The following is a 21,062-nucleotide window of genomic DNA, read 5'->3' as shown; positions in this document are numbered from 1 at the left end:
TCGCGCGGGGAGCCCGGGCCGGCCGCTCCGTTTTCCCTCCCGCACGGCCGTGGTCCTTCGTGCCTCGTGGTCCTTCGCGCCTCGTGCTCCCTCGTGCTCCCTTGTGCCGACGGCGCGATCACGCGAAGCTGAAGGCGTACATGTCCATGCACGTCGTACACGTATCCGTACGACACCCGCATCCAGGAGCGCTTGATGCCGCAGATCACCGTCGACTACTCCGCCGAGCTGGACGACAGCTTCGACCGCCGCGGCTTCGCCCTGGCGCTGCACCCGCTCGTCGCCGAGACCGTGTCCACCAAGGTCCCCTCCTGCAAGACCCGGTTCCGCCGGGCCGAGGACACCGTCGTCGGCGACGCACCGGCGGGTGACTCCATCGTGAACGTCTCGATCGCGATGCTGCCCGGCCGCACCCCCGAGATCAAGGCAGAGCTGACGGAGGCCGTGCTGGAACTGCTGGCCGGGCACCTGAAGCCCGTCGACGGCCTCACCGTCCACGTCTCGGCCGAGGTCCGGGACCTGGACGCCTCCTACCGGAAGAGCTGAGGCTTCCGCTGCGGCGGCACGGCAGGAGCGGCGGGCGCCAGGACCGCGAGCCGGGCGAGCAGTTCACCGAACGGCCCGTCCGCCGGCTCCTGCGCGAGGACCCGCAGCACGATCCCGGCCATCTCCTGGTCGTACGCGGCGCTCACCGACGCCAGCGCCGCGAAGTCGTGCACCAGCTGCAACTCCAGCTCCGCGCGCGGGACGCGCTTCCCGTCCAGCCACTGCAGGGCCGTCGACTCGGCGAGCGACACCCAGGACCGCACGACGAGCTCCAGCCGGGCAGGCGGGTGCGGGACACCGAGATGCGCGATGATCTGCTCGTACGCCGCCTGCCTCACCCCGTCGATCAGGGCGTCGGCCGTGGACGACCCGCCGGCCGGGCCGCCGCGCAGCAGCGCGGCGAAGCCCGGCCCGTGCTCCTCGACGAAATCGAAGAACCGGTGCATCACGCGGCTCAGCCGGGCCCCCAGGGGACCTTCGTGCGCCTCCAGGAAGCGGCCGGCCAGCTCGTCGGCCGCACGCTTCAGCGCCGCCTCGTACAGACTGCGCTTGCCCGGGAAGTAGTGGTAGACGAGTGGCCGCGAGATGCCGGCCGCGGCCGCGATCTCGTCGATGGACACGTCGTCGGGCGAGCGGTGGCTGAACAACTCCAGCGCGACGCCGATCAACTGTGCTCTGCGCTCCTCGACACCCATCCTGCGCCGCACCCCGGTCGTCATGCCGAACAGCCTAACGGGCCCTGCCCGATGGCCTGCGGCCCGCTCCCACCAGGCAGTTCACCGGCCCGTCGGCAGCGATCGGCCGGGGCGTGCCCCGGCCGCCGCCGCCACGGGGTCAGTGCAGGGCGCCGACCCGGCTGCCGTCCGCCAGCAGGCCGTCCAGCCGGGCCCGGTCGCCCTCCCCGGCGGGCAGCGCGAGCAACCGCCCCGGGGCCCGGCCCCGCACGCCTCCCGTGGCGGTCAGCGACGTGAACTGCCGTGAGCCCGCCGCCAGTACGTACCACCGGCCGCCGTCCGACCGCCACAGCACGCCCGCCAGTACCCTCGGCCGGCGCGTACCGCAGTCCGGGGAGTCCTCGGCGCGGGCCGCGACCGCCCCCGGCGCACCCGCGCCGCCGGACACCTCGGGCGGCGCCTGGAACTGCGCCAGCACCCTGCTGCCCGTGCCCCGCCAGGTGTCCGCCCGGGTGCAGAGCCACCGGGCGACCCCCGCGCCCTCGGGAAGCCGCTGCTTCGCGTACGGCCAGGAGTTGACCGAGCGGACGCCGTTGGAGCGTACGGCCGGAAGGAGGCACGCGGTGCGCGCCCAGCTCTCGCGCTCCGCGCGGCCCGTCACGTCGTGGGGGGAGGAGGGTGCACCGGAGGTGAGACGGACCGGGGTGAGTTCCCCGAGGTCGGTCATCAGCCGGACCGCGGTGCCGTCCCGTACCTCCAGCGCCTGCCAGGAACGGCAGTCCGCACCGCCGTCCCGGGACGGCGCCGGCGCGGACACCGGGTCCGTCACCCCGGCGCCGTCCCGGTGCAACGTCCGCGCGGGTCCGCCCGGTTCGAGCAGATCCCGTACGGCGGCCTCGCGCACCCAGGGCGCGGTCAGATAGCGCACCCGGCCGTCGCGGCGCTGCACCACGAGCGCGCTCGCCGACACCGCGTCCGCGCCGTCCACCCGGGCGAAGTCCAGCGCGGCCCCCCGGGCCGGATCGGCGTTGCGGGACTCGGCGTAGCGCACGACGCGCAATCCGTCGTGGAACAGCACCACGGCGGCGGCGCCGACCTCGCCCGCGTACAGCAGCTGGGGCGGGCCCATCGGAGGGCCGTCGGGCGTCCCCGGCGTGGCCGAGGAGACCACCGGGGCCCCTGGCCTGGCCCACGTCGCGAGGGCGCGGCCCAGCAGCCCGTTGTCCCCGGTGCGGTCGCCGCGCGTGGGCCAGACGGTGAAGTCCATGCGGGCGGAGCCCCGCCAGAGCCCGGCGGGCACCCGGCGTATCGCGGCCGGGTCCAGCGCCTCCTCGGCGCTGTGGTGCCGGGAGTAGAGCGGCCCCGAGGTGGGCTGCGGGCCGCCCAGGCCGTCGCCCGGCAACAGCAGCAGGGAGCCGCAGACCAGCAGCGCGCCCAGCGAGGCCAGGAGCGTGCGCCCACGCCGCCGCCGGCGTGCCGGATCGGCCGGCCGGACCTGCAGGGAGCAGGGGTCGAACTCCGGCGAGGCCAGCAGGGCATGGGGCGCCGTGAGCACGTCGGCCTCCAGGAGCGCCGCCCGGGGGTCCGCGACGCCCGCCGCTTCGAGCTCCCGGCACACCTCGGCGTCGTCGAGCCCTTCGAGGCCCCGCAGCACGTGCGCGGCGCGGCAGGGCCCCGACACCCCGGCCAGCGCCTGCTCCAGTGCCAGTTCGTCCGCACCGCAGGAGTGCGGGAACAGCCGCAGCCCCCACACCTGCGGCACCAGGGGCGGGAACTGCGCCCGCCGGGGCCTGGCGAGCCGGAACAGCGGCAGCCCCGCCTCCAGCGCGGCGCGCACCACCCGGAGCCGCACGGAGGCGTACGCGCGCCCGGGTTCGGGCCCCCGGCCCCCGCCGAGTGCCCGCTGGGCCAGCCAGTGGGCCGACAGCACCCGGCGGGTGCGGCCGAGCGAGGGGGCCAGCACCAGGTACGCGATCCGGACCAGCCGGGCGTAGTGCTCGGCGGCCTCGGCGTCGGCTCGCTCCCCGGCGGCCTGCTCCGCGAACGGGCGGCCTGCGGACGGCGGTACTGCTCGCAGTGGGGGCATGTTCAGCAGAACGAGCGAATGGTGCGATGGTCACTCCGGCGTGCGCGCCCCGGGGCGGGTCGTGGCGTTTCCCGCGTTTCCCCGCGCGCCGCGAGCGGGCGGGGCACGATGGCCGGATGGTGGAGCAGCTGGAGTGGCGACGAGGACGGGCCCGCGGGGCCGCCGCGGCCGTGCTGGCCGGATGTGCCCTGCTCGCCGCGTGCACCGGCGGAGCGGTCCGCGGCGAGGCGGACGCCGCGCCGCGGACCGCGAGCGGCACGCTGGAGCAGCTCGCGTCGAAGGCGGACTGCGAACCGAACGTGCAGACCGACGCCGAGGAGATCCGGCAGGCCAACTGTACGACGAAGGACGGGCGTTACGTCCTCGCCACGTTCGCGACCGACCGCGGCCAGCGGGAGTGGATCAACGAGGCCAACGACTACGGCGGCTCGTATCTCGTCGGCCGCAGGTGGGTCGCCGTCGGTGACCCGGAGGTGGTCGCGGCGCTGCGCGGCCGGCTCGGGGGGACGGTGGAGACCGCCTCGCCGCACCACTCGGGGAACAGTGGCGGTGGGGGGAGCGAGGACGGGCACTCCGGTCACCACGGGAGCTGACCGCGCAGGTCGAGGGGGCGGACACCGCCGCCGGGGGAGCCGCGTCAGCGGCACCTGCGTCCGCCGTTGATGCAGCTCACCACCTTCTTCATCAGCCGGTCGTCGAAGACGTTGATGAAGTCACCGTGATCGGTGACCGGTTTGTGCAGCTGCTCCGGGAAGGAGTCCACGGCGAAGCCCGGCCCCGGAGGGACGTCGTACACGATGCGCTGCACCAGTTGCGGGATGGCCCTGAAGCCGTCCGGGCACCGGCCGTCCTCCTGGGCGAAAGCGACGTGCGTGCGGTGATTCGCGCTGTCGGTGTTCTGCCCGTCCCAGCAGTTCTGGAAGGCGAAGGAGCGCACCACCTGGCTGCCTTCCGGGCAGATCGGGTACTTGTCCCTGAGCTGCCTGTCCTCGAACCCGGTGCAGCTCCACGAGGCGTTGGCGTTGGCGTCACCGTTGGTGAAGGCCTTGGCGTCCCCTGTGATGATCCGGAGGAAGCGCGGCATGGCCGTGACCTTTCCGGCCGGTGAGCCGACGAACTTCAGCGTGACCTGGGAAGGGGTCTGGATCTCCCCGGTGTTCTGGTCCTTGCCGCCGCCGTCCGCGGCCACGTCGTCCTCGTCCTGGCCGTTCTGCAGGCGCAGCACGGGCCAGTAGTACGTGGACCTGTCGCCCTGGTTCCGGCACGTGGTCGCCCCGGCGGCCAGGTCGTCGTCGCCGGCGAAGGCGTCGGTGGCCTGGTTCCCGACGTAGTCGTGCATGTGGTGCGCGCCGTTGCTCACGCCGGGGGCGGCGATGACGTTGTCCGGGTTGAACTTCCCGTTGTCGTTACGCCCGCAGTCGGTGCTGAACGAACCCCGGGAGGCGCCCCTGCGGTTGCGGGGGCGGTCGGCGGCGGGCCGGACCGATTCGATGTCCACGAAGTCGGAGACCTCGGGACCGTTGCCCTGCACCTCGCCCTCACCTTCGCCCTGACCCGGGTCCTGGCCCCCGTCCTGCCCCTGCTCCGGGTCCTCGCCGGGCTCCTGGCCTTCGCCCTGTCCGCCCGAGCCCGCCTCCTGCCCCGCGCCCTGCTCGTCGTCGGCACGCATGCTGCACCCCGCGAGCCCCTCCAGGCCCTGGGGCCGCTCGCCCGAGGCCCGCTCGACCGCGATCCCGATCCGGTCGAGGCTGGCGGTCCTCTTGTCCTTCAGCGGTCCGAGCACGGCGTTCCCGGCGAGAGCCGGATCCCGGGCGATCTGCTCCCTGCGGTCCGCGAACTGCCGGTACGCCTCGGTGATCTGCGTATCCATGGCGGCCAGTTCACGGTCGACCTCCGGCCGCGCGCCTTCCGGTATCCCGGGCAGCGCGATGCCCGCGTCGGGACAGTCGATGGTGGACATCCGGCGGCCCGCGTCACGGAACTCCCCGCGCGACGAGCCGGACGAACCCTCGCCGGCGCTCGCGTAGACGTTGACGGCGATCAGCCCACCTCCCCCCAGAATCAGAGCGGCCGTGGCGACGATCACCCGGTTGGCCGGAGTCGAACGTTTCCTGCGCGATGTGCGTCCCATGGAACTCCTCCGCTTCGAGTCCGCTTCGAGTGCTTCGAATCGGAAGCGTGACGTCCCATACGGACGGCGGGGCCGCCCCGTTCAGGGCGCGGGGGAATTGGCGGGGCGCCGGCAGGGGCCGTGCCGCCCGGCCGCTCTGCCGCGGACCCGCGCCGGGCGGTGCCCGCCGGAGCGTTCCGGCCGGGAGCCGGAACGCCGTACGACGGCTGACCGGGGAGGACGGTCAGCCGTGGTCGAGATAGGCGAGGACGGCGAGCACGCGGCGGTTGTCGTCGTCCGACGGGGGCAGGCCGAGCTTGGTGAAGATGTTCGAGGTGTGCTTGGCCACCGCCCGCTCCGTGATCACCATCTGCGAGGCGATCGCCACGTTCGAACGACCCTGCGCCATGAGCTCCATGACCTCCCGCTCGCGGCGTGTCAGGCCGCCCATCGGCTTGTCCGCCGCACGCCGCGAGAGCAGCTGGGAGATGACCTGCGGATCCATCGCCGTACCGCCGGCGGCGACCCTGCGCACCGCGTCGATGAACTGGTCCGCGTCGAACACCCGGTCCTTCAGCAGATAGCCGATGCCGCCGTTGCCGTCGGCCAGCAGCTCCCGGGCGTACAGCTGCTCCACGTGCTGGGAGAGGACGAGCACCGGCAGCCCCGGCCTGTTCCGGCGGGCCGTCAGGGCGCACTGCAGGCCCTCGTCCGTGTGCGACGGCGGGAGCCGGACGTCGACCACGGCGACGTCCGGCTTCAACTCGGCCAGTGCCTTCGTCAGTTCAGGACCTGTCTCGACGGCTGCCACGACCTCGAAGTCGAAGGCTTCGAGCATGCGCACGAGCCCGTCGCGGAGCAGGAAGAGATCTTCGGCTAGGACAACGCGCAAGGGATCTCCATGGTCACCATGGTGGGACCGCCCGCAGGGCTGCTGACGGCCAGTACGCCGTCGAATGTACCCAGTCGGCGTTCGATCCCGCTCAGTCCCGATCCGCTTCCGACCACCGCGCCGCCCTTGCCGTTGTCCGTGACGGAGATCCGCAGCATGCCCTCCGCGTGGTGCATGTCCACCCACAGGCGGTCCGCGTCCGCGTGCTTCACCGCGTTGGCCAGGGTCTCGCTGACGGCGAAGTACGCGGCCGACTCGACCGGGGCCTCGGCGCGGCCGGGCAGCTCCACCGTCACCTCCGAGGTGACCGGCAGCCGCAGGGCCAGCGCCCTCACGGCATCCCCGAGTCCGCGCTCGGCGAGCACCGGCGGGTGGATGCCCCGTACGAGGTCCCGCAGCTCGGTGAGGGCCTCGGCGGACGACGTACGCGCCATCGCCAGCATCTTCTTCGCCTGCGCCGGATCCTTCTCGATCAGCGCCTCGATGGTGCTGAGATTCATGCCCATGGCCACCAGCCGGGCCTGCGCCCCGTCGTGCAGATCCCTCTCGATACGCCGCAGTTCGGACGCCGCCGTGTCCACGGCCTCGTGCCGTGTCTCGGTCAGCCGGTCGATGCGGCGCTTGAGCTCGTCCGGGGTGGGCGCCAGTGCCGAACGGGCCAGCACGAAGTGCAGCCGCAGCAGCGGGCCGCTCGCCCACACCCCGACGTGGAAGATCACGATGCCGAGCAGGGCGGCGGCCAGCGCCGTCATCTGACTGTCGACCGGCACGAATCCGTACCAGTACGGGTCGTCCGCGAACACCCGCCACAGTCCGGCCGCCAGGACGAGCCCCTCCAGCGGGAAGAGCAGCAGCCCGAAGGCGAGGACCAGCACCACGTAACCGGCGGTCATGTCGATCAGCAGCCACCGCAGGTCCCGCCAGGTCGCCGGGTCCTTCAGCAGCAGGGTGGTGCGCTCGACCTGCCCGGTGAAGCCGGAGCGCACATCCTTCGGGAACGGCCGGTAGGGGACCGGGATGCTGACGTCCGACCAGGCCGACGCGAGCGCGCGCCGCCGGTCTGCGTGTCGGCGCACCAGACCCATGAGCCACGGCGTCGTGACCAGACCCACGCCCAGCAGGATGAAGACGAGGGAGAGGAGCGACAGGACGAACAGGACGGTCGAGCCCACGATGCTCGCGAAGGAGAGGGCGAAAGCCCGCCCCCCGGTCCGCACTGCGGCCCGCACCCGGTTCCTTGCCGGTCTCATCATGACGTCTCCTCTCACCGGGCCCCCGTCGGATCCCGTCCGGCCTCCAGTCTGTCCTGCGCGCGGGGGTCGTCGTCAGCCGTTCCGCCACCCGACAAGGGTGTACCTGGCACCACCTTCCGCCCGTTCACGCAGGAGGCGGCCCCGGGACGGTTCCCGGGGCCGCCGTCCGTCCGTGCGGTGTGATCAGGGCGTGTACTTGTAGCCCACGCGCCGCACGGTCTGGATCGACCGGCGGTGCTCGGCGCCCAGCTTGCGGCGCAGCCGGGCGACGTGGACGTCGACGGTCCGCCCGTCGCCCACGTGTCCGTAACCCCAGACCGTCGTCACCAGCTGGTCGCGGGTGTGCACCCGGTGCGGGTGCGCCACGAGGTGCGCCAGCAGCTCGAATTCGAGGTACGTGAGGTCGAGGGCGACGCCGTCCACGGAGGCCGTGCGCCGGGTGGAGTCGATCCGCACGGGACCGGTCGCCGGAACGCCGGAGGCCGGTGCCTGCGGCTCCGCCACGGGCTCCGGCACCAGCTGCCGGTGCTGGGCGGAGGCCACGGCCCCGGCCAGGGCCGGCTGCTGGTCGGCGGGGACCAGCACCAGGTAACCGACCATGGGCGGCCGGCCGGGAAGCGCCGGCAGGGTGTGCGCGGGAGCGGGCAGCCAGGTGGCGCCCGGCGGCAGGAAGTCCGCCACGTCCGTGAGCTCGACGACCTCGTCACGGTCGACGGCGCGCAGCCGGTGGCGGCTGGATGACAGAGCGGTGCGGGCGGTGGGGGTCGCAGCGGACGCCGCGGTGGCGGCGGAGAAGGTACGGGTGTTCGCCATGAGGGTCAGCTCTTTCGCGCGAGGAGTCGTCGAGGACGTACGTCGTGCGCGCGGGCCGAAGGCCGGGGTGAGGCGGCTTTAGAGGGCCTGCGCGTTCCACGCGCGGCAACACACCCGGTCGAAGTCATGATGCTGACGGGAAGGCCAGAACGGCTCGAGGTCGCTGCGACCCGATGCGGTGTACTGGAAGCCTGCCATGCCCCCATTGAAGCAGAGATCGGGGCCGGGCAGGAGTGGTCTCTCACCCGTCGATACGGACCCTGGTGTCAGCCGTCCCGCCTCCCCCCTGCGCACCGCCCGGTTCCGGTCGCCGGCGGGGCTCGGAAGCGGCCGGGAACGCCGAAGGGGCGCCCGTCGGCGGGCGCCCCTCCGCACCGGATCCGGTACGGATCAGACCTGGTCGGCCTTCTCCAGCGCGGTGCAGCAGGTGTCGACGATCAGCCGCGTGACGACGTACGGGTCGACGTTGGCGTTCGGGCGACGGTCCTCGATGTAGCCCTTCTGGTCCTGCTCGACCTGCCACGGGATGCGGACCGAGGCGCCGCGGTTGGAGACGCCGTAGCTGTACTCGTTCCACGGGGCGGTCTCGTGCAGACCGGTCAGACGGTCGTCGATGCCCGCGCCGTAGTTCTTGACGTGGTCCATCGGCTTCGAGCCCTCACCGAGCGACTCGCACGCGGTGATGATGGCCTCGTAGCCCTCACGCATCGCCTTGGTCGAGAAGTTGGTGTGCGCGCCGGCGCCGTTCCAGTCGCCCTTGACCGGCTTCGGGTCCAGGGTCGCGGAGACGTTGAAGTCCTCGGCGGTGCGGTAGAGCAGCCAGCGGGCGATCCACAGCTGGTCGGAGACCTCCAGCGGGGACAGCGGGCCCACCTGGAACTCCCACTGGCCGGGCATGACCTCGGCGTTGATGCCGGAGATGCCGAGACCCGCCTTCAGGCAGTTGTCGAGGTGCTTCTCGACGATGTCGCGGCCGAAGATCTCGTCCGCGCCGACACCGCAGTAGTAGCCGCCCTGCGCGGCCGGGAAGCCGCCCTCGGGGAAGCCCAGCGGGCGGTGGCCGTCGAAGAAGGTGTACTCCTGCTCGATGCCGAAGATCGGCTCCTGGCCCGCGAACTGCTCGGCGACCGGACGCAGCGAGGCGCGCGTGTTGGACTCGTGCGGGGTCATGTCGATGTTGAAGACCTCGCACAGGACGAGTACGTCGTCGCCGCCGCGGATCGGGTCCGGACACGTGAAGACCGGCTTCAGGACCCGGTCGGACGCGTGACCCTCGGCCTGGTTGGTGCTCGAACCGTCGAAGCCCCAGATGGGCAGATCCGCCACATCCTGCGAGGGGCTCCCCGACATGATCTTCGTCTTGGAGCGAAGCTTGGCGGTCGGCTCGGTGCCGTCGATCCAGATGTACTCAGCCTTGAAGGTCACGGACGCCATCCTTTGCGGGTGCTGCGGTCTATGGTGCGCAGCTTCGCAAGACGCGATTTCCCGACCGTTGCCCGAATGTGAACCCCGTGTTACCGAGGTTTCCCGAGAGTGTCGGACGCCAGGCCCGCGCCGTCCGGGGCCGTCTCACCCTGCGTCGGAATGGATACGGTCCCGCCCCGCCCGGCACACTGGCGGCATGACCACACACGCCGCTTCCGGCGCACCGATGCGTACGGGCCTCGTGGGGGCGGGCCCCTGGGCACGCCTGACCCACGCCCCCGCGCTGGCCTCCCACCCGGGTGTCCGGCTGAGCGGCGTCTGGGGCCGTCGGCCCGAAGCGGCCCGGGCTCTCGCCACCGCCCACGGCGCCGAGGCGTACTCGGGGGACGAGGGTTTCGAGGCCCTCCTGGCCGCGAGCGACGCGGTGGCCTTCGCCGTGCCGCCGGACGTCCAGGCCCCGCTGGCGGCGCGCGCCGCTGCCGCCGGCTGCCATCTGCTGCTGGACAAGCCGGTCGCCACCACGGTGGAGGGAGCCCGTACGGTCGCCGAGGCCGCCGAGCGGGCCGGGGTCGCCTCCGTGGTCTTCTGCACGCTCCGGTTCGCCCCGGGCACCGCGGGGTGGATCGACGAACAGGCCGCGACGGGCGGCTGGTTCACGGCCAGGGCCCTGTGGATGGGCGCGCTGTTCGCCGAGGGCGAGGCCAACGAGTTCGCGGCCTCGCCGTGGCGCCGGGAGAAGGGCGGCCTGTGGGACGTCGGCCCGCACGCCCTCTCGGTCCTGATGCCGGTCCTCGGCGACGTCACGGAGGTGGTGTCCGCCCGGGGCCCGGCGGACACCACGCACCTGTTGCTGCGCCACACCTCCGGAGCGTCGAGCACGGTGACACTCGCGCTGGACGGGCCGCCGGGTGCGGTGGGCACCGAGGTCGAATTCCGCGGCGTGCGGGGAGTGGCCTCCCTGCCCACGGGAGGCGGCGACGCCCTCGGCGCCTTCGGTGCGGCCGTGGACGCGCTGGCCGACGCGGCGCGTACGGGGGTCGCACACCCCTGTGACGCACGGTTCGGGCTCCGGCTCACCGAGATCCTCGCGGAAGCGGAAGCGGAAGCGGAGGCGCAGGCGCAGGCGCAGGCCTAGGCCGAGGGGCAGACGCCGGCCGAGGGGCAGGCGGCCGAAGCGCAGACGTCGGCGGAAGCGCAGAGGTAGGCCGAAGCGCCGCGGGGGCCGTCGCCCGTCCTGGCCGTCCACCGCTGGGCCCGTCCACCCCTGGGCCGGGCCGGGCCCGAACGACCGGCCGGGCGCCGCGGTCGGAGCCGGGAGGGAAGGCGGGCGGGGAGGAGTCCCTCAGCGCCCGAGCGCGTCCCTGACCGCCTCGTCCGTCCGCGCCACGACCGCCGAGCCGTCCTGCGCGGTGATGATCGGGCGCTGGATCAGCTTCGGGTGCTCCGCCAGCGCCGTGATCCACCGGTCACGCGAACCCGCGTCCTTCGGCCAGTCCTTGATCCCGAGCTCCTTCGCCTCCGCCTCCTGGGTGCGGGTGATGTCCCACGGCTCCAGCCCGAGACGGTCGAGCACGGCCCGGATCTCCTCCGGCGACGGCACGTCCTCCAGGTAACGGCGGACGGTGTATTCGGCGCCCTCGGCGTCGAGCAGACTCACCGCGCTGCGGCACTTCGAACAGGCGGGATTGATCCAGATCTCCATGGGGCCCAGGGTACGGGAGGGATCCGCGAAACAGCCTCTGGCCAGGGCTGATTGTCAGTGGGGGGCAGTAGAATAGGGGGAGTTCGTGAGGGTTCCACCACCGCGCCAGGAGGTTGCCGATGGCCGTCGCCACAGTCACGACCGAGCCGCTCCACACGCCCCTTCGGAAGAAGTCGCTCCCCGCGGGCAGGCCCCGCGAGTGGTATGTCTCGCACAACCGCCGCCTCAAGGCCATGCGTCTGGCCATCGCCCTGCTCGACACCGGCGTGTACCAGCCGTCGAGCGCCCGCAACGCCCGGATACGCGCGGCGGCCGAGCGCCTCGCCATGCACCGCCCGTCCGACACCACCTGCCGCATGGTCCGCGCCCTGATCCGTAACGGCCGCTGACCGCCCCGCCCGCGCCCCCGAGTCCCGGGGGCGCGGGTGCCCGTCCACCCCGTCGGGGCGGATGCGAGACTGCACGCCATGTCACTCGCCGACCTCACCCTCGCCCGCTGGCACGCCATGGATCCGGCCGCGTGCACGCGGTACGCCGAGGAGGCCGCCCGCCAGGTGGACGGCCGGCTCGTCCGGCTGGAGGCCGTCCCGCAGGGGACGGGCCTCCCGCACCGAGCCGTGATCGAACGGGAGGGTGAGCAGTACGCGTTGATACCGGGCGGAGAGGTCACCGTCGGCTTCGACGTGGAAGCCTGGCAGCCGCTCCCCGAGCAGCTCCTCTCCTACCAGGAGGAGAGCCTGGCGGGCGGATTCGGCTTCGACGCCGACCCGCGCGACTGCCTGGCGCGCGTGCTGACCCCCCGCCGCACGGTCACCCTCCCCGCCGTGCTGATGGCGGTCGAGGCCGTGCGGCTCCCGGAAGTCCCCGCCCAGGTACCCGCGTTGTTCGCCGGACGAGGCCTGCGGCTGCCGTGCCCGGACGAGTGGGAGCACGCCTGTGGTGCGGGGGCCACCACGCTGTTCCGCTGGGGCGCCGCATGCCCGGCGGATGTCTCCCCGTACGGAGCCGGCGAGGGTCCGCACCGTCTGCCGAACGCCTTCGGGCTGCGTATCGCCTACGACGTGTACGACAGCGCGGAGATGACCTCGGACTCCGGTTTCGTATACGGCGGCGACGGGGGAGAGGCGGTCTGCGGCGGCTACGGCACCCTGCTCGAATGGCTGCCGCTGGCCACCGCCAACCGCAATCCCGCGACGGCCGAGTTCCTCGGCGGGCCGGAGGGTGAGGACATGTTCGCGGACTTCAACGCCCGCCCTGTGATCGACCTCGGCTGACCGCGCGGATCCGAGGGCTCGCCCCGCCTCTGACCACGGCACACGCGGACCAGAAGTGTGACGTGTCACAGACAACGGGGCGGCGCTGTGGGAACTTCAACTCTGTTACTCATCAGTTGAGTTACCGACGTGCGCGTGGAGAGGTCGTATGAGCACTCTGCAAGCCATCACGCTCGACCAGGTGGTCGACACGGACCGCTACCCCCTGTCGGACCCCGGAAGCCGCGAAGCCCGGGAAGTGGTCGCACGGGCAGGACACGAACTCTCCGACGTCGGGTGCACCGTGCTGCCGGACTTCATCCGTCCCTCGCTGCACGAGGTCCTGCGCGAGGAGTGCGCGGCCATCGCCCCGCAGGCGTACTTCGACGTGGAGACCGTCAACGTCTACAACATCGACGTGGACGCCGCCCTGCCCGAAGGCCACCCCGGCCGGCGCACCTTCGAGCGCGGCAACGCCTTCGTCGCACGTGACCGCGTCCCGGCCGGATCGCTCATCAGCAGGCTCTACGCCCACGAGTCGTTCCGCCGCTTCGTCGCCGACTGCTTCGGGCTGCCCCGCCTGTACGAGCTGGCCGACCCGCTCTCCGGGCTCGTCCTCAACGTCGTACGGCCGGGCGCGGAACACCCTTGGCACTTCGACACCAACGAGTACACGGTCAGCATGCTCACCCAGGAGGCGGAGGAGGGCGGGTCCTTCGAGTACTGCCCGAACATCAGGTCCGCCGAGGACGAACGCTTCGACGACGTGCGGGACGTCCTGGACGGCCGCGGTGAACGCCTGACCCGGCGCCTGCCCCTGCGCCCCGGTGACCTGCAGCTCTTCAAGGGCCGCTACTCGCTGCACCGGGTCAGCCCCGTCCGGGGCGGTCTCGCGCGCCACAGCGCGATCTTCGCCTACAGCGAGCGCCCGGGTGTCATCGGCAGCGTGGCACGGACCCGCCAGCTCTTCGGCCGTGTCCTGCCCGAACACCGGGCCGCGGAAGGCCGGGCCGTGCGGGGCGACCAGCTCCTGGACTGACGAGCGCTCTCCGGCACCGCCCCCGCCCCCGCCACGCGATCCACCGAGGAGAAGCCCCTTGCGTTTCGACGCGTCCGGAAAAGTCTCGCTGGACCACATCTACACCGCGCCCGACCCGCGCACCTACTTCCAGGTGCTCCGCCCGCTCGGCTACTGCGTCCCCCAGCTGGCCAAGCCCTACTTCGCCAAGATGATCAAGGAGTACCGGGAGACGGAGCGGGTGGCCGTCCCCCGAGTGCTGGACATCGGCTGCTCGTACGGGATCAACGCCGCCCTGCTCAAGTACGACGCCACCATGGACGAGCTCTACGCCCGCTACGACGGCACCGGCCCGACGTCCAGGGCCGGACTCCTCGCCCGCGACCAGGACTTCTCCCGCTCCCGCAGCCCCGCGCACGCCCTGCGCTTCACCGGCCTGGACGCCTCCACCCCCGCCCTCGCCTACGCGCGCGAAGCCGGGTTCCTCGACGACACCGTCCACGCCGACCTGGAGGCGGAGGACCCCACCCCCGCCCAGCGGGAGCGGCTCGCCGGGACGGACCTGGTGATCTCGACGGGCTGCGTCGGCTACGTCACCGAGCGCACCCTCACCCGGGTCGTCCGGGCGCAGGACGGCCGCCTCCCCTGGATGGCCCACTTCGTCCTGCGGATGTTCCCCTTCGGCGCCGTGGAGGACGCCCTGGCGGATCTGGGTTACCGGACGACCCGGGTGAACGAGGTCTTCAAGCAGCGGAGGTTCGCCGATCCGCGGGAACGGACACGTGTCCTCGACAGCATGGCCGAGGCGGGTGTGGACGCGAGCGGCCTGGAGGAGGACGGCTGGCTCTACGCTCAGCTCTACCTCTCCAGGCCCTCGCGCCCGTAGCAGAAGCCCCCAGCCGCACCGACCGAGAAGAGAGAGCCGCATTGAACGTCAGTCAGGAAGCGTCAGCCGGTGCCACCTTCGCCCGTGAGGGAAGCCTGCCGCGCGTGCCGCTGCCCACACTCGAGGCGAGCTGCGAGAGGTTCCTCGCCTGGTGCGCCCCCCTTCTGACCGCCGAGGAGCGCGAGGCGACACAGGCCGAGGTCACCGCGTTCCTCCGGCCGGACGGCCCCGGCAGGATTCTGCACGCGGCGCTGGAGGAGTACGACGCGACGGACGGCGTGCACAGCTGGCTCGACACCTTCTGGCCGTACCGCTATCTCGGCCGCCGCGACCGGATCGCGCTGAACGCCAACTTCTTCTTCCTGTTCCGGGACACCGGCCTCGGGCAGCTCGAACGGGCCGCAGGACTCGTCGCCGGGGCCCTGCACTACAAGCACCGGCTCGACCAGGGGCTCATCGCGCCGGTGGAGCAGCGCGGCGTACCGCAGTCGATGGTGCAGAACGCCTACCTCTTCTCCACGACCCGCATCCCCGGCGTACCGCTGGACAGCGTGCGCGCCCCTTACAGCGAGCGGGAGCCCGGCCCTTCCACGGCCCGGCACATCGTGGTTCTCCACCGCGGCACCATGTTCCGGCTGGACGTGCTCGGCCCCGACGGCGTGCCCCACAGCCTCGACGAGATCGAAGCCGCACTGCGCGCCGTGACCAAGGCCGACGTGCACACGGCCGAGGAGGACCGGGCAGGCCACCTGACCACGATGGCGCGCGCCGAATGGGCGGAGGCCCGGCAGTCGCTCCTCGCGGGCCACCCTTCCAACGCCCGGACGCTGGAGGACATCGAGACCGCCCTCTTCTGCGTCTGCCTGGAGGACTTCGCACCCGCGGACATCCAGGCGGCCTGCGACGAACTGCTCCACGGGGACCGGGGCAACCGCTGGTTCGACAAGGCCGTCTCCTTCGTCGTCTTCGCGGACGGCCGGGCCGGCATCAACGTCGAGCACTGCGAGCTGGACGGCACGACCGTCCTGAGCTTCACCGACGCCCTCCTCGGCACCACCCCGGACGAACACTCCCGCCGGTCCGGAGCGCGCTCCCAGGGCGAGCCGGTGCCGCACCCCCTGACCTTCGAACTGGACGAGGGGCTCCGGGCCCAGGTCCGCTCGGCGGCCGAGTCGTTCGCCGCGTACGGCCACGACACGGCCACCCGTACCGTGTCGTTCGACGACTTCGGCAGCACCGCGGCCAAGGCCCTCGGAGTCTCCCCGGACGCCTTCGTCCAGGCCGCCTACCAACTGGCCCACCAGCGCGCGAAGGGCCACCTGGGCGCCACCTACGAGTCGATCGCCACCCGGCAGTACCGCCACGGCCGCACCGAGGCGATGCGCGTCGTCACGCCCGAGATGCCCGCCTTCGTCGCGGCGATGGACGACCCCGCCGCCGACCGCGACACGCGCCGCGCCGCCTTCCGGGCGGCGGCCGCGGCCCATGTGGCGCGGGCCAAGGAGTGCCAGGCGGGCCAGGCCCCCGAGCAGCACCTCTGGGAACTGGAGCTGATCCAGCGCCGCCGCGGGGAGGAGCTCGGCGTGCGGGAGCAGCCCGCCCTGTACCGCTCCCCGGGCTGGCTCGTCATGCGGGACGACTACCTCAGCACCAGTTCGGCGCCCTCCGAGAACATCCAGTACTTCGGCTTCGGCTCCACGAGCAGCCGCTGCATCGGGATCGCCTACGTCCTGCTGCCGGAGCGCTTCAACCTCTACCTGAGCACCCCGCTGACCGTGGCCGACCAGATGCACGGCTTCGCCGACCGGCTCCGCGAGGCGGTGGCGGAGCTGCGGGAGCTGCTGACGGACTGAGCGGGCAGGAGCCGGTACGCCGAAGGGCCGCCGCCCCCACGTGGGGACGGCGGCCCTTGGGCATACCGGTGAGCTCGTGACCCCTAGAGGTCGAAGTACAGCTCGAACTCGTGCGGGTGCGGGCGCAGCTGGATCGGGGCGATCTCGTTGGTGCGCTTGTAGTCGATCCACGTCTCGATCAGGTCCGGCGTGAAGACGCCACCGGCCTGGAGGTACTCGTGGTCCTGCTCGAGGGCGTCGAGGACCGCCGGGAGCGAGGTCGGGACCTGCTGGACGCCGGCGTGCTCCTCGGGAGCCAGCTCGTAGAGGTCCTTGTCGATCGGCTCCGGCGGCTCGATCTTGTTCTTGACGCCGTCGAGGCCGGCCATCAGCAGTGCCGAGAACGCCAGGTACGGGTTGGACGACGGGTCCGGGGCGCGGAACTCGACGCGCTTGGCCTTCGGGTTGGAGCCCGTGATCGGGATACGCATCGCGGCGGAGCGGTTGCGCTGCGAGTACACCATGTTGACCGGGGCCTCGAAGCCGGGGACCAGGCGGTGGTAGGAGTTCACCGTGGGGTTGGTGAACGCCAGCAGCGACGGGGCGTGCTTCAGGATGCCGCCGATGTAGTAGCGCGCCATGTCCGAGAGGCCCGCGTAACCCTGCTCGTCGTAGAACAGCGGGGAGCCGCCGGACCACAGGGACTGGTGGACGTGCATGCCCGAGCCGTTGTCACCGAAGATCGGCTTCGGCATGAAGGTCGCGGTCTTGCCGTTGCGCCAGGCGACGTTCTTCACGATGTACTTGAACAGCATCAGGTCGTCGGCCGCGGCGAGCAGCGTGTTGAACTTGTAGTTGATCTCGGCCTGGCCGGCGGTGCCGACCTCGTGGTGCTGGCGCTCGACCTGGAGGCCGTTCTTGTCCAGCTCCATGGAGATCTCGGCGCGCAGGTCGGCGAAGTGGTCGACCGGCGGGGTCGGGAAGTAGCCGCCCTTGTAGCGGACCTTGTAACCCCGGTTGTTCTCGACCGCACCGGTGTTCCAGGCGCCGGCCTCGGAGTCGATGTGGTAGAAGCTCTCGTTCGCCGACGTCTGGAAGCGGACGTTGTCGAAGACGTAGAACTCGGCCTCGGGGCCGAAGTACGCGGTGTCGGCGATGCCGGTCGAGGCGAGGTAGGCCTCGGCCTTCTTGGCCACGTTCCGCGGGTCACGGCTGTACTGCTCGCCGGTGATCGGGTCGTGGATGAAGAAGTTGACGTTCACCGTCTTGTCGCGGCGGAACGGGTCGACACGGGCCGTCGACAGGTCGGCACGGAGCGCCATGTCGGACTCGTGGATGGCCTGGAAGCCGCGGATCGACGAGCCGTCGAAAGCCAGTTCCTCGGCCGGGTCGAAGGTCGCCGCCGGGATCGTGAAGTGCTGCATCACACCCGGCAGGTCGCAGAACCGGACGTCGATGAACTTGACGTCGTTGTCGGCGATGTACTTCTGGACTTCGTCGGCGTTCTGGAACATCCAACTCCTCCTACTCCCGACCCGGGAAAGGGCGGGGTTGCAGCTCATTGTGCGGCCAGTGCGGTGGCACACGCTGGACCCGACCATAGGCAGGCCGGATTTCTCAAGCATGACCCATTTGTTTCGCCCAAGTTAACCGGGGCGGCTGTGGGTGGCACCTCAACGCCCTGTTCCGTGCCCCGCCCGGCCAGGGGCAAACGCGGGCGCAGTACCGTGGACGGGTGGACAACAGGCAAGCAATCGGATCGTGGCTCTCGGGGCCGCGCGCGGCCGCCGAGGAAATGGGCGCCGACTTCGGTTACCGGGGCGAGCGCCTCGGTCTGCCCCAGGACGGCCCGGGCTCGATCGCCCCTCTCGGCCGGCGCTTCGGGGCCCTCTTCATCGACTGGGCGGTGTGCATGCTGATCGCATACGGGCTGCTCGCTGCCGGTGACCAGCAGGCGGCCGGGAACTGGGCGCTGGGCGTCTTCCTCGTCATGAGCCTGCTGACGGTCGGAACCATCGGTTCCACACCGGGCAAGCGGATCCTCGGTCTGCGCGTCATCGCCGAGGACGGCGCCCGGCTCGGCGTCGTGCGGGTCGCCCTCCGCAGTGTGCTGCTGCTCCTGGTGATCCCGGCGATCGTGTGGGACCGCGACGGCCGAGGCCTCCACGACCGGCTGGCCCGCGCCGTGCAGGTCCGCGTCTGAGCGGTCCGCCGCCGGGCTGCCGGACGGCGCGACAGGACGCGCGCATACAGAAGAGAGCGGCCCCGGACGGCGAACTCGTCCGGGGCCGCTCTCTTCTGTATGCGCGGTCAGCGCATCTTTCCGCCGCGCGGCATCCGCATGCCCTTCGGCATCGGGCCCTTCGGCAGCGGCATGTTGCTCATCAGGTCGCCCATCGCCCGCAGCCGGTCGTTGGCCGCGGTCACCTGCGGGCCGGTCAGGACCCGCGGAAGCTTCAGCATGGTGGTGCGTACCTTCTTGAGCGGCACCTGCCCCTCGCCGTCACCCACGATGATGTCGTGCACCGGTACGTCGACGACGATGCGGGCCATCCGCTTCTTCTCGGCCGCCAGCAGGCTCTTGACCCGGTTCGGGTTGCCCTCCGCCACCAGCACGATGCCGGCCTTGCCGACCGCCCGGTGGACGACGTCCTGGCTGCGGTTCATCGCGACCGCCGGGGTCGTGGTCCAGCCACGGCCCACCCGGTCCAGCACGGCCGCGGCGGCGCCCGGCTGTCCCTCCATCTGCCCGAAGGCCGCGCGCTCGGCACGCCGCCCGAAGATGATCGCCATCGCGAGGAGAGCCAGGACGAAGCCCAGAATGCCCGCGTAGACAGGGTGGCCGATCAGGAAACCGATCCCGAGGAGGACACCGAAGGTGATGATTCCCACGCCGGCGACCACAAGACCCACCTTGGGGTCGGTCCGCCTGGTCATCTTGTAGGTCAGGGCGATCTGCTTGAGCCGCCCCGCGTTCTCGGCGCTGTCCGCGCCTTCAGTGTTTGCCTTCCTCGCCATGTACCGAAGTTTACGTGGCGACGGAGTGACCTAGGAACGGAGGTCGGCCACAGCCCGGAGCACATGCTCCGCCTCGACCCGGTCCTTGGCCCTGCGGCGGTCCTCCAGGACCGCCGTCCAGGCGTTCTGGCGGGCGGTGCGCTGGCCGCTGCTCAGCAGCAGCGACTCGACGGCGCGGAGCGCCGTGGCGACGGTCGGGATGGTGTTGGCGCGAACCGGTGCTGCGTGCATCGTGGGTGTTCCCCCTCGGAGCGGATGCGCGCGTCCGGCGCGCACTGAGTAGCGGGAAGCAATGACGACGGCGACCACGGGAGCCACCGCGTATGTACCTAGGGTCACTGCTCGGTGTTACCAGTGCATGACCGGTCGGTCAAACACCAATGAAACCCTGATTTCGGCGTCGCGCACGCCGACGCGGCCCATACGGGCCCCCGACCTGCGGGAGCTGTAGGGGCCGCGTCGTCGCAGCTGTTACCGCTCAGTAGTGTCTTGTGCGCGGATTCACACGGCCGGTGCCGCCGTGGCCGCCGCTCCGCGCCGCTCGATCGCCTGCTGGAAGAGGCGGCCGGCGCGGTAGGAGGAACGCACCAGGGGGCCCGACATGACGCCCGAGTAACCGATCGCGTCGGCCTCGTCCTTCAGCTCCACGAACTCGTGCGGCTTCACCCAGCGCTCGACCGGGTGGTGCCGCACGGAGGGGCGGAGGTACTGCGTGATCGTGATGAGCTCGCAACCCGCGTCGTACAGGTCCTGGAGCGCCTCGCTGACTTCCTCGCGGGTCTCGCCCATGCCGAGGATCAGGTTGGACTTCGTCACCAGACCGGCCTCACGGGCCCGGGTGATGACCTCCAGGGAGCGCTCGTAACGGAAGCCGGGCCGGATCCGCTTGAAGATCCGCGGCACCGTCTCGACGTTGTGCGCGAGCACCTCGGGGCGCGAGGAGAAGACCTCGGCAAGCTGCTCGGGCTCCGCGTTGAAGTCGGGGATCAGCAGTTCGACCTTGGTCGCGCCGGCCTCCCGCTCCGCCGTCAGCGTGTGGATCTGGCGCACGGTCTCCGCGTACAGCCAAGCACCGCCGTCCTCCAGGTCGTCGCGGGCGACGCCGGTGATGGTGGCGTAGTTCAGGTCCATCGTGACGACGGACTCGCCCACGCGGCGCGGCTCGTCACGGTCCAGGGCCTCGGGCTTGCCCGTGTCGATCTGGCAGAAGTCGCAGCGCCGTGTGCACTGGTCCCCGCCGATGAGGAAGGTGGCCTCGCGGTCCTCCCAGCATTCGAAAATGTTGGGGCAGCCGGCCTCCTGGCACACCGTGTGCAGACCCTCGCTCTTCACGAGCTTCTGCAGCTGGTTGTACTCGGGGCCCATCTTCGCCCGGGTTTTGATCCACTCGGGCTTGCGCTCGATGGGGGTCTGGCTGTTCCGGACCTCGAGGCGCAACATCTTGCGCCCGTCGGGTGCGACAGCGGACACTCCGGCACTCCCCTTTGCTTTCGCTGCATTGGAATCTTCGGCGAACACCAGGGTACGCCCGTCGTTAGAACGCTCTTACGTCTG

At 71.6% G+C, this 21,062-nt stretch carries 21 protein-coding genes; 9 read left to right on the top strand and 12 right to left on the bottom strand.

Translation table 11 applies throughout. The annotated features are described in order from the left end of the window. Positions 1-195: 195 nt before the first annotated feature. Entirely contained in the window at positions 196-546 is a 351-nt protein-coding gene (locus ACFYQ6_RS02165; protein WP_388759845.1) for a 5-carboxymethyl-2-hydroxymuconate Delta-isomerase, read from the top strand. Here the strand turns inward: ACFYQ6_RS02165 and ACFYQ6_RS02160 are convergent. Further along, the gene (locus ACFYQ6_RS02160; protein ID WP_361570556.1) at positions 531-1,265 is read right to left on the bottom strand and encodes a TetR/AcrR family transcriptional regulator; all 735 of its coding nucleotides are present in this window, start codon (positions 1,263-1,265) and stop codon (positions 531-533) included. The two genes, ACFYQ6_RS02165 and ACFYQ6_RS02160, sit on opposite strands and share 16 nt — an antisense overlap. A 115-nt stretch (positions 1,266-1,380) precedes the next feature. Further along, positions 1,381-3,306: a hypothetical protein gene (locus ACFYQ6_RS02155; RefSeq protein WP_388759842.1), complete on the bottom strand. Its 1,926-nt coding sequence runs from the start codon at positions 3,304-3,306 to the stop codon at positions 1,381-1,383. A 116-nt stretch (positions 3,307-3,422) separates the two neighbouring features. Between ACFYQ6_RS02155 and ACFYQ6_RS02150 the strand changes: the two genes are divergently transcribed. Next, positions 3,423-3,899, top strand: a complete 477-nt coding sequence (locus ACFYQ6_RS02150; RefSeq protein ID WP_361570551.1) for a hypothetical protein — start codon at positions 3,423-3,425, stop codon at positions 3,897-3,899. Between the two features lie 44 nt (positions 3,900-3,943). Here the strand turns inward: ACFYQ6_RS02150 and ACFYQ6_RS02145 are convergent, their stop codons facing one another. The 5 genes from ACFYQ6_RS02145 to glnII all read right to left on the bottom strand — a co-directional run bounded on the left by ACFYQ6_RS02145 (position 3,944) and on the right by glnII (position 9,799). Next, a complete protein-coding gene (locus ACFYQ6_RS02145) occupies positions 3,944-5,437 on the bottom strand; it encodes a DUF1996 domain-containing protein (protein ID WP_388759839.1) in 1,494 nt (497 codons plus the stop codon). Between the two features lie 223 nt (positions 5,438-5,660). Continuing rightward, positions 5,661-6,308: a response regulator transcription factor gene (locus ACFYQ6_RS02140; RefSeq protein ID WP_361570547.1), complete on the bottom strand. Its 648-nt coding sequence runs from the start codon at positions 6,306-6,308 to the stop codon at positions 5,661-5,663. Further along, positions 6,293-7,558: a sensor histidine kinase gene (locus ACFYQ6_RS02135; RefSeq protein WP_388760905.1), complete on the bottom strand. Its 1,266-nt coding sequence runs from the start codon at positions 7,556-7,558 to the stop codon at positions 6,293-6,295. The genes ACFYQ6_RS02140 and ACFYQ6_RS02135 overlap by 16 nt, the downstream gene beginning before the upstream one ends. Positions 7,559-7,744: 186 nt before the next feature. Continuing rightward, a complete protein-coding gene (locus tag ACFYQ6_RS02130; RefSeq protein WP_361570544.1) occupies positions 7,745-8,374 on the bottom strand; it encodes a winged helix-turn-helix domain-containing protein in 630 nt (209 codons plus the stop codon). Positions 8,375-8,764: 390 nt separating this feature from the next. Further along, on the bottom strand, positions 8,765-9,799 hold the full coding sequence (gene glnII / locus ACFYQ6_RS02125; protein ID WP_356735776.1) for a glutamine synthetase: 1,035 nt from the start codon (positions 9,797-9,799) through the stop codon (positions 8,765-8,767). Between the two features lie 196 nt (positions 9,800-9,995). On the opposite strand from glnII, the gene ACFYQ6_RS02120 reads away from it, so the two are divergent. After that, on the top strand, positions 9,996-10,934 hold the full coding sequence (locus ACFYQ6_RS02120) for a Gfo/Idh/MocA family protein (protein WP_388759835.1): 939 nt from the start codon (positions 9,996-9,998) through the stop codon (positions 10,932-10,934). Positions 10,935-11,141: 207 nt separating this feature from the next. Here ACFYQ6_RS02120 and ACFYQ6_RS02115 read toward each other — a convergent pair whose 3' ends face one another. After that, the gene (locus tag ACFYQ6_RS02115) at positions 11,142-11,501 is read right to left on the bottom strand and encodes an arsenate reductase family protein (RefSeq protein WP_361570538.1); all 360 of its coding nucleotides are present in this window, start codon (positions 11,499-11,501) and stop codon (positions 11,142-11,144) included. A gap of 119 nt (positions 11,502-11,620) precedes the next feature. On the opposite strand from ACFYQ6_RS02115, the gene ACFYQ6_RS02110 reads away from it, so the two are divergent. The 5 genes from ACFYQ6_RS02110 to ACFYQ6_RS02090 all read left to right on the top strand — a co-directional run bounded on the left by ACFYQ6_RS02110 (position 11,621) and on the right by ACFYQ6_RS02090 (position 16,511). Beyond that, positions 11,621-11,890 (top strand): hypothetical protein, encoded by a 270-nt coding sequence (locus ACFYQ6_RS02110; RefSeq protein ID WP_361570536.1) that lies wholly within the window; start codon positions 11,621-11,623, stop codon positions 11,888-11,890. Positions 11,891-11,968: 78 nt separating this feature from the next. After that, positions 11,969-12,775, top strand: coding sequence for a hypothetical protein (locus tag ACFYQ6_RS02105; RefSeq protein WP_388759830.1), 807 nt, complete (start codon positions 11,969-11,971; stop codon positions 12,773-12,775). 148 nt (positions 12,776-12,923) lie between these two features. Continuing rightward, a complete protein-coding gene (locus ACFYQ6_RS02100) occupies positions 12,924-13,793 on the top strand; it encodes an arpA protein (RefSeq protein WP_361570530.1) in 870 nt (289 codons plus the stop codon). Between the two features lie 58 nt (positions 13,794-13,851). After that, complete coding sequence (locus tag ACFYQ6_RS02095) at positions 13,852-14,658, top strand: class I SAM-dependent methyltransferase (RefSeq protein ID WP_361570527.1); 807 nt, start codon at positions 13,852-13,854, stop codon at positions 14,656-14,658. A gap of 104 nt (positions 14,659-14,762) precedes the next feature. Beyond that, the gene (locus tag ACFYQ6_RS02090) at positions 14,763-16,511 is read left to right on the top strand and encodes a choline/carnitine O-acyltransferase (protein WP_361570524.1); all 1,749 of its coding nucleotides are present in this window, start codon (positions 14,763-14,765) and stop codon (positions 16,509-16,511) included. Between the two features lie 83 nt (positions 16,512-16,594). Here the strand turns inward: ACFYQ6_RS02090 and glnA are convergent, their stop codons facing one another. Then, entirely contained in the window at positions 16,595-18,004 is a 1,410-nt protein-coding gene (gene glnA, locus ACFYQ6_RS02085) for a type I glutamate--ammonia ligase (RefSeq protein ID WP_356735792.1), read from the bottom strand. Between the two features lie 221 nt (positions 18,005-18,225). Here glnA and ACFYQ6_RS02080 point away from each other — a divergent pair, with 221 nt between their 5' ends. After that, on the top strand, positions 18,226-18,693 hold the full coding sequence (locus ACFYQ6_RS02080; protein ID WP_361570521.1) for an RDD family protein: 468 nt from the start codon (positions 18,226-18,228) through the stop codon (positions 18,691-18,693). A gap of 107 nt (positions 18,694-18,800) precedes the next feature. Here ACFYQ6_RS02080 and ACFYQ6_RS02075 read toward each other — a convergent pair whose 3' ends face one another. The 3 genes from ACFYQ6_RS02075 to lipA form a co-directional block, all read right to left on the bottom strand. After that, positions 18,801-19,508: a DUF4191 domain-containing protein gene (locus tag ACFYQ6_RS02075; RefSeq protein ID WP_073747606.1), complete on the bottom strand. Its 708-nt coding sequence runs from the start codon at positions 19,506-19,508 to the stop codon at positions 18,801-18,803. A gap of 30 nt (positions 19,509-19,538) precedes the next feature. Next, positions 19,539-19,739 carry a hypothetical protein gene (locus ACFYQ6_RS02070; protein ID WP_361570516.1) on the bottom strand — a complete coding sequence of 67 codons (201 nt, stop codon included), beginning with the start codon at positions 19,737-19,739 and terminating at the stop codon, positions 19,539-19,541. Between the two features lie 270 nt (positions 19,740-20,009). Beyond that, positions 20,010-20,978, bottom strand: a complete 969-nt coding sequence (lipA, locus tag ACFYQ6_RS02065; RefSeq protein ID WP_361570514.1) for a lipoyl synthase — start codon at positions 20,976-20,978, stop codon at positions 20,010-20,012. Positions 20,979-21,062 lie beyond the last annotated feature (84 nt).

The sequence above is a fragment of the Streptomyces sp. NPDC005494 genome (assembly GCF_042872025.1).
Classification (GTDB): domain Bacteria; phylum Actinomycetota; class Actinomycetes; order Streptomycetales; family Streptomycetaceae; genus Streptomyces.
Note: the sequence above shows the minus strand (reverse complement) of the source record. Positions and strands in the feature narration are given on the sequence as shown.